This is a genomic window from Hominimerdicola alba 8 (genome assembly GCF_000178155.2).
GTDB classification, from domain to species: domain Bacteria; phylum Bacillota; class Clostridia; order Oscillospirales; family Ruminococcaceae; genus Hominimerdicola; species Hominimerdicola alba_C.
Window position 1 is genome coordinate 1 of record NZ_ADKM02000078.1, and the last position, 13,625, is coordinate 13,625.

11 protein-coding genes are annotated in these 13,625 nt (G+C 48.2%); 7 read left to right on the forward strand and 4 right to left on the reverse strand.

The annotated features are described in order from the left end of the window. Window positions 1-142: 142 nt before the first annotated feature. Window positions 143-1,399 carry a CapA family protein gene (locus tag CUS_RS08500; protein WP_002849570.1) on the reverse strand — a complete coding sequence of 419 codons (1,257 nt, stop codon included), beginning with the start codon at window positions 1,397-1,399 and terminating at the stop codon, window positions 143-145. A gap of 314 nt (window positions 1,400-1,713) precedes the next feature. Between CUS_RS08500 and rlmD the strand changes: the two genes are divergently transcribed. The 7 genes from rlmD (at window position 1,714) to yicI (ending at window position 10,971) form a co-directional block, all read left to right on the forward strand. Then, window positions 1,714-2,907: a 23S rRNA (uracil(1939)-C(5))-methyltransferase RlmD gene (rlmD, locus tag CUS_RS08505; RefSeq protein WP_002849586.1), complete on the forward strand. Its 1,194-nt coding sequence runs from the start codon at window positions 1,714-1,716 to the stop codon at window positions 2,905-2,907. After that, window positions 2,894-3,358 (forward strand): 8-oxo-dGTP diphosphatase, encoded by a 465-nt coding sequence (locus CUS_RS08510; RefSeq protein ID WP_002849581.1) that lies wholly within the window; start codon window positions 2,894-2,896, stop codon window positions 3,356-3,358. Before rlmD ends, CUS_RS08510 begins: the two co-directional genes overlap by 14 nt. A 264-nt stretch (window positions 3,359-3,622) precedes the next feature. Then, the gene (locus tag CUS_RS08515) at window positions 3,623-4,558 is read left to right on the forward strand and encodes an AAA family ATPase (protein WP_002849574.1); all 936 of its coding nucleotides are present in this window, start codon (window positions 3,623-3,625) and stop codon (window positions 4,556-4,558) included. A 5-nt stretch (window positions 4,559-4,563) separates the two neighbouring features. After that, window positions 4,564-5,727: a DUF58 domain-containing protein gene (locus tag CUS_RS08520; protein ID WP_002849601.1), complete on the forward strand. Its 1,164-nt coding sequence runs from the start codon at window positions 4,564-4,566 to the stop codon at window positions 5,725-5,727. Window positions 5,728-5,741: 14 nt separating this feature from the next. Beyond that, window positions 5,742-7,979, forward strand: coding sequence for a DUF4129 domain-containing transglutaminase family protein (locus tag CUS_RS08525; protein ID WP_002849580.1), 2,238 nt, complete (start codon window positions 5,742-5,744; stop codon window positions 7,977-7,979). A gap of 27 nt (window positions 7,980-8,006) precedes the next feature. Then, window positions 8,007-8,345 (forward strand): hypothetical protein, encoded by a 339-nt coding sequence (locus CUS_RS08530; protein WP_002849594.1) that lies wholly within the window; start codon window positions 8,007-8,009, stop codon window positions 8,343-8,345. A gap of 280 nt (window positions 8,346-8,625) precedes the next feature. Then, window positions 8,626-10,971 (forward strand): alpha-xylosidase, encoded by a 2,346-nt coding sequence (gene yicI, locus CUS_RS08535; RefSeq protein WP_002849572.1) that lies wholly within the window; start codon window positions 8,626-8,628, stop codon window positions 10,969-10,971. Between the two features lie 113 nt (window positions 10,972-11,084). On the opposite strand, the gene pflA is transcribed toward yicI, so the two are convergent. The 3 genes from pflA to CUS_RS08550 are packed head-to-tail and all read right to left on the reverse strand — an operon-like array spanning window position 11,085 to window position 13,498. Continuing rightward, the gene (gene pflA / locus CUS_RS08540) at window positions 11,085-11,834 is read right to left on the reverse strand and encodes a pyruvate formate-lyase-activating protein (RefSeq protein WP_002849583.1); all 750 of its coding nucleotides are present in this window, start codon (window positions 11,832-11,834) and stop codon (window positions 11,085-11,087) included. Between the two features lie 19 nt (window positions 11,835-11,853). Further along, entirely contained in the window at window positions 11,854-12,798 is a 945-nt protein-coding gene (locus CUS_RS08545) for a hypothetical protein (protein ID WP_157769511.1), read from the reverse strand. A 40-nt stretch (window positions 12,799-12,838) separates the two neighbouring features. Continuing rightward, window positions 12,839-13,498 carry a DUF3592 domain-containing protein gene (locus CUS_RS08550; protein ID WP_002849603.1) on the reverse strand — a complete coding sequence of 220 codons (660 nt, stop codon included), beginning with the start codon at window positions 13,496-13,498 and terminating at the stop codon, window positions 12,839-12,841. Window positions 13,499-13,625 lie beyond the last annotated feature (127 nt).

Genomic DNA, 13,625 nt, shown 5'->3' on the forward strand with positions numbered 1-13,625 from the left:
AAAGCTGTCTGCACACTTTATTGTTTAATTCCAATTTGGTTGTGTATTGTTCCCCCGCCGAAGGCGGGGGAACAATACGAAAGAACAGCCATTTTGTATCATAAGCAATACACATCAAAATTGGGAGATTATTTATATGATGTTACTCTATGCTTAAGAATTCGTCGGGGATATATTCAAGGCATTCCTCGACGCACTGCCTGTTGAAGCCCTCGATATAATTGCGCTCGAAAAGTTCATCTGTGTAGTCTTTATAGGGATATTCGGTACAGTTGTACCAGTCGCCGTCATAGCTTTCAGCTTCAAAGTGGGAGATTATCGGTATCGCCTTGACATTCTCGAAGCTGACAGAACCGCTTTCGGGGTCTTTGATGACATTCAGCTTGCCTATCAAGCCTACAGGTGACTTGGTATCGTACATTGTCGAAATGAAATTTCCCAGACCGTAGTAGCAGAAAGCCTTTCCGCCGTCGGGTTTGTCGATGTACTCACACGTACTGATGGTGTGCGCCTGTGTGCCGATGATGAGGTCAGCGCCCCACTCGACCAGCTTGGGTGCCATATCTATCTGTACCACATTCAGTTCATTTGATATCTCGGTGCCGAAATGACAGCTTACAACCACCACATCAGCCAGTTCGTTAGCCGCCCTTACCTGCCTTTCGATGACATCTTCCTCTTCCAGATAGACCACCTTGCCCGCCTCACCGTCTTCGATGAAAAAGCCGTTGGTATGCTCCATATAACCCAGAAAAGCGAAAGTTATGCCGTTGACCTCCATCGTGCGGATATTCTCGCTGTCGGCTTCATCGCGGTAAGCGCCGTAGTGGGTCACGCCCTTGCTGTCCCAGTAATCAAGACTGCTTATAAGCCCGTCAGAGCCCATATCCAGCACATGGTTATTGCTCATGGAAATGACATTGAAACCGATATCCACCATGTGGTCGCCGTTGGCGGTAGGTGTGGCAAACAGCGGATAGCTTGACGGACCGTAGTCATCGGTCACCAGCGTTTCCTGATTTAGTATCGCGATATCGGTACCATCGAGGTATTTTTCAACATACTGATATGCGTAGCTGAAATCATAATGGGTGTCACCGCCCTTGTGCCACGCCTCGTTATAGATGTTGTCATGTACGAGATTATCGCCCGCACACAGCAGTGATACCACGTAAGACGGCTTATCTTCGGTGATAGGCGTTTTGTCTGTCTGAACATCTTCTTCGGGGGTGGTGGTCTTTTCCTTTTCATCAGACTTGGGTGACAGCGCCGCACTGCGGGGGCTTTTACCGTTGTCGAGAGTATCTGTATCTCTCACGCCAAGACTCGCACAGCCTGTCATGGCAGTCAAAGCGACTGCGCAAAGCAGTGCGGCAAGGCGATTTGCTTTTATCTGCATGCTTGTCCTCCGTTCATAGTCAGATACTTTACTTGATTATTATAGCACATTTTTTTCATGATTTCAATAGGGGTATCCTGATTTTGGCATAATGCGTCAGCAGGCGGCGTGGGAAAGATATCCGCCAACCAATTTAAGTTCTGCCAGATCGCTGTTTTTTGTGGTGTATCAGCGGGATAACCATAATTTTCATTCATATATTTTGGGTATGATAAAGACATAACAACGAAATCACGGCACGTCCGTTTTTTTGTTTGACATGGGGGCACAAACGTGGTATAATATACCCACTATTTTATTCGGAGGCTGTCCATATGTCCAACAAGATAATGACCGATAAGCAAACAGGTGAAAAACATTGCCGCTGTTTCAAGCGGTGCGGGGGGTGTCAGCTGGACGAACCCTACAAAGACCAGCTTGAACGAAAACAGCAGAAGGCTGACCGCATGCTGTCAAAATTTGCACCCGTCAACAGGATACTGCCGATGGAAAAGCCATACAACTACCGCTGTAAGGTACAGAACATCTACGGGCTTGACCGCTCAAAACGCATAATATCGGGAGTATATCAGTCATCGGGGCAGAAGATAGTGGCTGTCGATGACTGTTTTCTTGAAGACGAACGCGCCGCGCCAATTGTAAGGTCTGTCAAAAAGCTGATGAAAGATATGCGCATACCGCCATATGATATACGCAGCGGGCGCGGCATACTCAGGCACACGCTGATACGGACTTCGCGCAGCACAGGGCAGGTCATGCTGGTGCTGGTAACTGCGGGGGCGATGCTGCCCGCCAAGAACAATCTTGTCAAAGCAATGCGTGCGGCGCACCCCGAAATAACGACCATAGTGCAGAACATCTGCCCCGACGGTATGCCGCTGACGCTGGGTGAGCGAGATATCGTCCTGTTCGGCAAAGGGTACATAGAAGACGAACTTTGCGGGTGCAGGTTTCGGATATCGCCTGCGTCTTTCTATCAGGTCAACCCGTTGCAGACCGAAAAGCTGTACAGCTGTGCGGTCGAAGCGGCAGGCATCTCTGAGGGAGTGCGGGTGATAGACGCTTACTGCGGCACAGGCACAATAGGCATCATATGTGCTAAGAACGGTGCTGAGGTCACAGGTGTGGAACTTAACAAGTCTGCATGCAGAGATGCACACAAAAACGCCGAACTGAACGGTCTTGAGAACATAAAATTCTGCAATGACGATGCGGGAAAATTCATGCAGGCGATGGCTTCAAAGGGCGAGGGCTGTGATGTGCTGATAATGGACCCTCCGCGTGCGGGAGCGAGCAGGGAGTTCATCGGGTGTGCGGGCAGGCTGGCACCGCAGAAGATAGTCTATGTTTCCTGCAAGATAGAAACGCTGGAACGCGACCTGAAAGCATTCAGGCGCGAGGGCTACAAAGTAACATATATTCAGCCTGTTGATATGTTCCCTCACACGATGGGCATTGAAACAGTCTGTCTTCTTGAACGGAATGGTGAAAAAAATGAGGCGCACTGAGGAATGCGAACTGACTGTGCTGTGCATGCTTCGCGACGGCAACAAGGTGCTGATGCAGGACAGAGTCGGCAAAAGCTGGGCAGGGTACACTTTTCCGGGCGGGCATATTGAAGCAGGCGAGTCGGTAGTGGATGCTGTGGTGCGCGAGATGCGCGAGGAAACAGGTCTGACGGTGCTTGATCCACGCATCTGCGGGGTAAAACAGTTCCCGCTGAAAGACGGTGACTATGCCGGCGGCAGGTACATAGTATTTTTGTTTGAAGCTACGAAATATTCTGGCGAGTTGATCTCTTCCGATGAGGGCGAGATGCACTGGGTAGACATCAGCGAGATAGACGGTCTGCCGACAGTAGATGACTTCGGTGAACTGATGGAAGTCATGAGTGGGAAAGACCTCAGCGAGTTCATGTATGTGGTCGAAAACGGCGAATGGCGGGTCATCAAAAAATAAGATACAGATGTTCGGGAACAGCCGTGTAAAAGCGGCTTTTTTTGTTGACACCGCTTCTAAAATATGGTATAATTAATTGATATAGTATGAATTATTCTTGCTGTGAACAGCGATACTATAAGTAAGATATTCTTTTGGGCAGTATCGGAAAAGCGGTCATAACCAAAAGGCATATCGAGCGATTTGACATAACTATTTGCTTTATTGCAAATACTGTGCTATTATATAAAAAATATAAATTTTCCCGAAACGGAGGAACTGTTTATGAATAATAAGATCGAGGCTTTGGTGGCAAATATTGAAAAGGTAATTGTCGGCAAACAGTCAACAGTGCTGAAAATAGTCACTGCAATGCTCTGCGGCGGACATGTGCTGATAGAGGACGTACCTGGCGTGGGCAAGACTCAGCTTGTGTCTGCGCTGGCAAGGTCGGTGGACGGAAAATTCAACCGAATACAGCTTACCCCCGATGTAATGCCGTCTGATATCGTGGGTTTTTCCATGATAAATCAGGTGACAAGAGAACTGGAATACAAAGAGGGTGCGGCTATGTGCAACTTTCTGCTGGCGGACGAGATAAACCGCGCTTCGCCTAAGTCGCAGTCAAGCCTGCTGGAAATAATGGAAGAGCATCAGCTGTCCATAGACGGCGTTACACATATACTGCCAACACCATTTATGACGCTGGCTACACAGAACCCCGTTGAAACATACGGTACTTACCACCTGCCCGAAGCGCAGATGGACAGATTTATTATGAAGATAAGCATGGGATATCCGGCTTATGAAGACGAACTGAAGATAATGACCAACGGCGAGAATGCGGTTTCAGCAAAAGACCTGAGAGCGGTCATGACAACAGATGACATAGCTGTGCTCATGGAAGAGGCGCAGAAAGTCGGAACAGCACCGAGCATCAGGCGTTATATACTCGATATCGTTACCGCCACAAGAAACAGCGAGTACATCAGGCTGGGTGTTTCGCCCAGAGGCTCTATCGCACTGCTGAGGGCGGCAAAGGCATACGCTTTTGTAATGGGCAGGAATTACGTTGTGCCGGACGATGTAAAGGACATCATGGGCGAGGTGCTGGCGCACAGGCTTATGCTTTCGCCAAAGGGCAAGTCTTCGTTTGAGAACAATGCTGCGGCACTGGCTGCCATTGCCATGACGATACCCAGCCCCACGACTGCGGAGTGATGTGAATGAATAATCTTTTATATTTTATTATCTGCATTTTCACTGCCATAGTGCTGGCATATTTCGTCAGCGGAAGCGGCGGCTTCTTCATACTTTTTCTGCTGGCTATCGCACTGATCATCTCACTGGTGACGGTGATAGGTACAAGGTTGCAGATAGCTCTTTCGCTGTCGCTTTCAAGCAAAGTGGTCAACAAGGGCGAGGATTTTGCGGCAAGACTGGATATAACAAAGAAACATGCCCTTCAGCCCACAAGTTTTATCGAAGTTACACTTGCTGTTACGCCCAATGTGGCATCAAAGGACGATGTGCTGACCTACAAGATGATATGTTCGGGGCTTCACGGTGACAGCATAGATATACCGCTTAATGCAGTGCTGTGCGGAGGCGGTGAGATATCGGTGGAAAAGGTAGTGGTCAGCGATTATCTCGGACTGCTGAACCTTAAAATGAAACGCCTGCCGCCAAAATGCAAGGTGAACATCCTGCCGAGAATACCCGATACAGGTTCGCAGACGGAAGTGCTGAGGTCGGTGTCGGAGAGGATATCTTTTGATGACAGCGATGAAGAGAGCGATGAAACTTCAAGCACGCTGACAGGTGTGCCGGGATATGAACACAGGGAGTACGTACCGGGTGACCCGCTGAAAAGGGTCAACTGGAAGCTGTCCTCAAAAAAAGACCAGTTCATGGTCAGACTTGATGAAAAAGTAACTTCTTCCAGTCAGGTGTTCAGGCTCGACCTGCCAAAGGCTGAGGTACCTGACTTCATAAGCTACAGAATGATGGATATAATCATCGAAGGTTCGCTGGCTATGCTGGGCATGCTGGTGAAGTCGGGCTACGAGAGCGAGTACAACTACTTCATCGATGGTCAGTGGGAGATGGCTGAGATCTCAGACGAAGGCACACTGGTGCTTTTGCAGGAACGACTGGCAGGCATAACGCCATATCCAAAAGAGAACCGCGAACCCGACCACAACATCAACGAAAAAGGCAAGGCGATGCTCTGCTTTACTTCATGCACAGCTGAGATGAGCGGTGAACTTGCCGAACTGTCCGACAGCTTCGAGGGTACTCTTGTGGTCGTTAAAGAGAGCGGCATAAGCGCTTTGAGGAGCGACATGTGGTCGGTCAACAGAGAATTTGAATTCTCAAAGCTAACGTAAAGGGGGCATGAGCCGTGACAGATAAAAGAGACAGGCTTGAAAAATGGCTCCTGCGGTCTTTAGAGAAATATTTCCTGCCATTACTGCTTGGTACTGTGGTAATGAACGTAATATTCGACACCTATTACAGCATAAATGTAAGTGTGGCTACACTGGGCTTCACACTGTATGAGATATTCCTGTTCTGGTTCTTTGAGAAGATAAAGAAAAAGAAGATACTGAGGTTTTTCATATACTGCGGTATAGGCGCAGTAATGGTATTCCTTTCGGGCATGCTGATAGGTGCAGGCTGGCAGCGTTCGGGTGTCAGCTTTTACGAATGGTTCTACCTAAGTTCGTCGGAAGTCGGCGCGGTATTTGAGTATAACGCTTTCATTTTCGGAGGTCTGGGTTTTTTCCTGATATCGGTGCTGTATTATTTCACAGTGTACAGGTTCAGGATATTCGGCGTGATGCTGGTGACGATGTTCCCGTTCGTAATTTACGGCAAACGTGCTGACAGCATCGAAACGCTGAACCTGACTTTCATGATGACCATTTTTCTGGCGATGATGGTGCATCAGCGCCTTGTAGCAGATGACACCAAAAAAGAAAACAGTGGTTCAAAGCTGATGATAAACAGTTCCTACACGGTGGGCATAGCACTGTTCGTGACATTTGTCGGAGCGGTTACGATGCTTTTGCCGAAGCCTGAATTCAAATCACAGCTGGAAAACAACACAGGCATTTTCAAGTTCAATGTCAACACCAACAAGACCGCCTACGATGACCTGAACGATGTGTCATCTCCGCGCTTCGGTGCAGACTCAACGGGCGAAGTGCTGTTTACTGTCCGCTCATCGCAGGACGTTCCTGAGATATACATGCGCAGACAGTCCTTTGACTACTACAGGAGCGAACAGTGGGTACTGAGGGACGAATTCAACGACTGGAGAGGCATAGAAGACGGCGCTGACAACGAGGTGAACTCACCGCTGTACCTGTACAACATGATGAAAGGACTCGCTGAAACGGGCAGATACGAGAAGTACGGACTGACAAATGACCTGTTCGGCAAATACAATGAATACAAGACAAAACCCTGGCTGAACATTTCAGGCACCACCTACAGCCCCAGCTATATTCCTGCGCCGCTGATGGCTGCCACCGAACAGCTGGGCTACTGTTCAAGGAACGTACACGGAGAAGTGCGCTACAGGGGCGGGTATTCAGCGACTTACGGCGGAATAGGTATTAGCTACGGCTACACCGCAGAGGGCAATGCCGAAAACGCATATGTGAACAGTCTGCCGTTTACAAGGGCAAGTTTTGAACGCATGCTGAACGAAGCCATGAACAACGGTGATATCACGCCATACCAGTACTCAAACATTCTGCGGGTCTATGAACTTTACACCGAACAGGGCGGAGTTTCCGACAGAATAGCTGAACTGGCGCATAAAGCAACAAAGGACTGCGAGAGCGACTACGAAAAATGCGAAGCGCTTGTGAACTACTTTCTGAAAAACGGTTACATCTACGACCTTGACTTTGAGCCTGATGACGAGTCGATAGAGTATTTCCTGTTTGACAGCAAGACAGGCGTATGTACAAGCTACGCCACTGCGATGGTTCTTATGGCAAGGGCTGAGGGCATCCCCGCGAGGTATGTCGAGGGCTTCGCGGCATTTGAAAGGGGCGCGAACGGCGAATACATCGTCCGCGACAGCCACGCACACGCTTTCGTGGAAGCGTATATAGCGGGTGCAGGCTGGGTGACATTTGACCCGACAGTGCCCGACTACAAGCAGGTCGCACAACAGCAGCAAGGTGCCGGCAACGCGGCAGAAGCCATCAGGACATTCATCGACTATTTCAGCAGGATAGCACTGTTTCTGGGTGTTGTGTTCGTGCTGGTGTTCGTAATATTCCTTGACAGGATCGTCGAACTGTTCTTCAGGCTGAGAATGAAGTTCCGCAAGACATCGGCTGAAAAAACGCTGGCGCTGTACAGGCGTATCATAAGGCTGCTGGAACTTTCTTCGGACAGAGATGCAAATATCAGGGGCATGACCCCACAGCAGATACTTTCACTGGCTGAGAGCAGAGATGCTGAGATAAGCAGGGCGGTGAGCCTGTTTGAGCAGGTATGCTTCGGCGGATATGAACCTGCCGCAGTGGAATTTGAAGCAGCCTACAGCTGCTACAAACAAAGCTGGAAAGCACTTGCTAATAAAAACAAAAAGAAGCTGAAGAGAGCTTCTGCACAATAAAAACTACAATAAGGACGGTGTCAAGTTATGAGCAAAGGTATCGGAAGCGGCTGCACAAAGCTGCATGAGGACGAGAATGAAGTGGTCTACAGCTATTACTGTTACGACCTGAATGTGCCTGAGCACAGGAATGAAGAACGCATCGCTGACGGACAGATCATCTTTAAGAAAGAGCCGCATGAAGTTCTTTCTGCAACGCATATGGCTGAACTGTTAAAGAACGGCACTATCACCATCAAGAACAGCTCTAACGCATGGACTGTCCTTGATGGAACAGACTACATGGTGCTGCCGCTCTGTCTGCGTATCCTCAAAGGTTATCAGGAAGACGGACAGTTTCTCGGAAAATGCAGCCACGAAGTCTGAGTCAGCAGTAAACAAAAGCTCTGCCTGCGGGCAGGGCTTTTGTATTAAGCGGTCGAACTGTCTGCCAAAACACTTTCAGAATATGATATAAATTTAAAATCAATTCATTAAAAGTTAAGCCTGAATATGACTAAAAGCATAAGGATATTATACATTATTGATTTTTGCTATTGCTTTTTTGGGCAGAATGTATTAAAATATATCTAAGCTGTTGCGGCAGATATGCTCTTTCGCAACTTTCATTTATTGATATTTCATTAACTAAGAGGAGGTATATTCTATGAAATTTGCTGACGGTTTCTGGCTGAACCAGAGAGGCTATGATGTCAACTATGTCAATCAGGCTTACGATATCGTTGAGGTCGAAAACGGCTTCATGGTGGTGGCTACACCTTTCTACGGACGCGAGAGGTATAAGCTGCTGGGCAGCGCAAACCTTGAAATAACCTATACTTCAGATATAGAGAACGTTATAAAGGTAAACATAACACACCACAAGGGCTACAAGGACAACGGTCCGCACTTTGTACTGAACAAGGGCGACTACAAGCCAACTGTTACCATTGATGAGCACAAGGCTGTGCTGGTTTCGGGTGACACCAGAGTTGAGGTTTCAAGGGACAGCTGGAGTGTTTCATATTATTACAAAGACAAGAAGCTGACAAGCGGCGGCTGGAGAAGTACAGGCGTTATTTTCGAGAGCGCATTCAAACAGCAGGCAAGACTTGCAACTCAGGCAGACGAAACTTTCTGGAGTTATCCTGCTGACGAGAACCGCACATACATAAGAGAACAGCTTGACACCACTGTTGGCGAATATTTCTACGGTTTCGGAGAGAAGTTCACCACATTTGCGAAGAACGGTCAGAACGTTGAGATATGGAACGCTGACGGCGGTACATGCTCTGACCAGAGTTACAAGAGCGTACCTTTCTATGTATCTTCGCGCGGCTATGGCATTTTTGTCAATTCCAGCGACAAGGTCAGCTTTGAAGTATGCTCTGACACAGTTTCAAAAGTCAGCTTCACACTGCCGGGCGAGAGCCTTGAATACTACGTTTTCGGCGGCGAAGACCTCACACAGGTAATGAAAGGCTACACCGACCTGACAGGCAAGCCTTCACTGCCGCCTGCATTCAGCTTTGGTCTGTGGCTGACATCTTCATTCACGACAAGCTATGATGAAGCTACCATAACCAGCTTCATCGACGGCATGGCTGAAAGAGATATACCTCTTCAGGTATTCCACTTTGACTGCTTCTGGATGAAAGGTCTGGAATGGTGCAACTTTGAGTGGGATACAGAGCAGTTCCCCGACCCTGAAGGTCTGCTGAAAAGACTGCATGAAACTAAGGGACTTAAGACCTGTGTGTGGATAAATCCATATGTCGGTCAGCGTTCAAGACTGTTTGATGAGGGTATGGAACACGGCTATTTCATCAAGAAAAAGGACGGCTCGGTGTTCCAGTGCGATGAGTGGCAGCCGGGTATGGCGATAGTTGACTTCACCAATCCTGATGCCTGCAAATGGTACGCAGGTTACCTTAGAAAACTCTGTGAGATGGGTGTTGACACTTTCAAGACCGACTTTGGCGAGAGGATACCTACACGCGATGTGGTCTACTTTGACGGCTCTGACCCCATCAAGATGCACAACTACTACACCTATCTGTACAACGAGTGCGTATTCAACGTGCTGAAAGAATACTATGGCGAGAACAAGGCATGCCTGTTCGCAAGGTCTGCGACTGCGGGCGGTCAGAAGTTCCCTGTTCACTGGGGCGGCGACTGCTCGGGCAACTACAACTCTATGGCAGAAGTCGTTCGCGGCTGCCTGAGCCTGTGCATTTCGGGCTTTGGCTACACCTCCCACGATATGGCGGGCTTTGAAGCCACTGCTACTCCCGACATTTACAAGAGATGGGCGGCATTCGGTCTGTTCTCCACCCATTCAAGACTTCACGGCAACCAGTCTTACCGCGTGCCGTGGCTGTTTGATGAGGAAAGCTGTGATGTACTGCGCTTCTTCACAAAGAAGAAAGGCGAGCTGATGCCTTATCTGTGGGCACAGGCGATAAAGACCCACGAGGTCGGCGTGACCATGATGAGAGCAATGGTCATAGACTTTGCAAATGACCCCGCCTGCCTGACACTTGACAGACAGTACATGCTGGGCGACAATATACTTGTTGCACCTATCCTCAACGAGGACGGCATCGCGCAGTACTATGTTCCTGCCGGAAGATGGACTGACATCATCACAGGCAAGGTCTTCGAGGGCGGCAAGTGGTACACCCACAAGTGCAACTATTTCGAGATACCTGCGCTGGCAAAGCCAAACTCCATCATCGCATACGGTGATTTCAAGAGAGATTTCGAGTACGATTATCTGGACGGTACAAACTTCACCATATATGAGCTTGAGGACGGCAAGACCGCAGTTTGCCCTGTTTACGACACTGAGGCAAACAAAGTATTTGAGTTGACCGCAACCAGAAACGGCAGCAAGATAGAATGCAGCTACACCGAAACAAAAGCAAACTTCAAAATAACTGTCGCTAACACTGATAAGGTCGCAGAAGTGACACCTACCGTCGGCAGCGGCAAGGTCATCATCGACTTGTAATAACAGCATTCATCACCCCTCTGGTATTGTATTCACCCCTCGCCCATAGCGAGGGGTGAAGTATTTTCGGACAATATAAAAGCACCCTGTTTGCAGCAGGGTGCTTTTTTGTACTATTTTTTCAATTCATCACGAAGTTCGTCCTTAAGCCCCCTCATTATGATGTCGCGGGCTTTGTGTGCGCCCTCGTGGGACATGGGCGGGGTATCACCCAACGGATATTCCAGCCCAAGTTTTTCGTATTTCGACTTGCCCAGCGTGTGGTACGGCAGAACATCAAGTGCTTTGATGGTCTTGATATGGGCGAGAAATCTGCCCAGTCTGTAAAGATAATCCTCGTTGTCGGTAATATTCGGCACTACCACATGCCTTATCCATACGGGCTTGCCGATATCGCTAAGATACTGCGCAAAAGCAAGGATATTTGCGTTGTCGTGGCTTGTCAGCTTCTTATGACAGACGGGGTCGATGTGCTTTATATCCAGCATCACAAGGTCGGTAGACTGCATCAGCCTGTCAAAAGCCGAAGTATCAGACGCGCGGAAAGTTATGCCGCAGGTATCGAGGCAAGTGTTTATGCCGCGTGCTTTGGCTTTCTCAAAAAGTTCGGTAAGAAAGCCCATTTGCAGGCATGGTTCACCGCCTGTGCAGGTGATGCCGCCGCCTTTGAGGAACTCTTTAACCGAGTCGAACTCGTCAAGAAGCTCTTCCGCCGTTACTTCCCTGCCGCCGTTTACCTCCCACGTATCGGGATTATGGCAATAAAGGCACCGCATGGGACATCCCTGAAAAAAAATAACAAATCTGTTGCCGGGTCCATCGACCGAGCTGAAACTTTCTGTTGAATGAATGTGTCCTGTCAATTTATATCACCTTGAATCATCATAACAGCCCTAAACTTTGCAGCAGTGTTATAACACCCAGCAGTGCCACGATAACACCTGCCATCGTAACAGCTATCTTTCCGCTTGACTTGCCGCGTGTTATATCCATAGGGTCGTTGGGGTTTACCAGTATCTCTGCACCCTCACCTGCCTGAAACTCAGGAGGATTGCAGTAGACGCTTTCTGTCTGGGTGTAAGCATGTCCGCCTAACATGTACTGCCATATAGGGGCGTGTACCATGTTGTAGTGCCTGCCTGAACCGCGCTTTGAGTGAAGTCCGATGCAGACCGCCCTGACCTTTTCGGTGCAGCGGCGCATTTTCAGACGCAGTGCTATGGCGGGCGATGCTATGACCGCTCCGCCGATAGCTATGGCGATAGCACTGCCGATGACAGAGCCTATCACATCAGGCAAAAACAAGCCTGCAAACAGACCCGTACCTGCCAGTATGCCGCAGCCTGTCACGACTTTTGCTATAAACTTGCTCTCCTGTCTGTGTGGTTCTGTATCAAGACCTATATAGTGCGATGCAGATGCTATGCAAAATGCCAGCACAGCCAGCGAAAGATTAATGCTCAGCATGCCTGTAAGGAATAATGCAAGCACACCTATACCTATTGAAGCCAGAACCTTTTTAGAATGGGGCTTCGGAGTTGGCTGACTCTGCCGCATATCTAAGTTGTTCGGCATATTGGGCTGCAAATTATTCATCTGACCGTAGGACTGAGGGTACTGCTGAACATTCGGCTGTTGGTACTGCGCGTAATTTGGCTGAACATTCTGCTGCCGATACGGCTGGTAATTCGGCTGACCGTTCTGCTGCCGATACGGCTGATAATTCGGCTGACCATTCTGCATCTGCATCATTTCTTCATGTGTGACCAGCTTAACGTTGCGAGGGAGCCTTTCACCCGTCATTTGTTCAAATTGCTCTCTGCTCATTTGCATTTTGATTATCTCCTTTTGTCTTTATATTATCTCTTTAATTGAATATATCATTGTAAAAAATACATATCGCCGCACCTGTCAGCACACACAGCACAACAACTATTTTTATTAGTGAGGTGTAATTGACACCGATAAAATCTTCGGGGTCGTTCGGGTCGATGTAAAGTGTCATCTTAGTACCTTTTCTTACTCTGCAATTCTTTGAGTGTATCTTTTCGGACTCGTTATAATAAGCCCCTTCGTAGACATATTCCCATATAGGCGCATAGACCCGCGTAACGCCGTTATTATCGCTATTACTGCTTTCAAAAACATCCAAGTCCGAGCAAACGGCTTCAACAGGGTGATTACAGCGCTTTTTCCTCAGGATATTTGAAACAACAGCCGTGAACACAACTGCCGCCAGACCGCCGATCACAGAAATAAAAGTCATGTTGCCCTTGAGATCATTCCCTCTGATATGAAGAAACAGCGAAGTACCTGCCCCCGCAGACATCAGTGCCGCCATAGACAGCAGAAATACAACATCTGTCTTGTGTTTTGGCATACGGATTATAGAGATCAACAGCCACAAGACCAGCACAGCACAGCCGCACAGCCCGATCAAAGCATTCTTGGTCACAAGAACAATTATCAAAACTGCAACTAATATTATTATACCTAAAACAATAAAGATCATTTTTTTATCTGTCATGATACATATGCTCCTTCATTATTGTCCCCTGTCAAGCTGACGATCTCAGCCTGTTTTTTCTTTTTACCCGAATAATATTTTATCACAACAGCTGGAAAAAGTCAATAATAAAACCGACCGACATTGT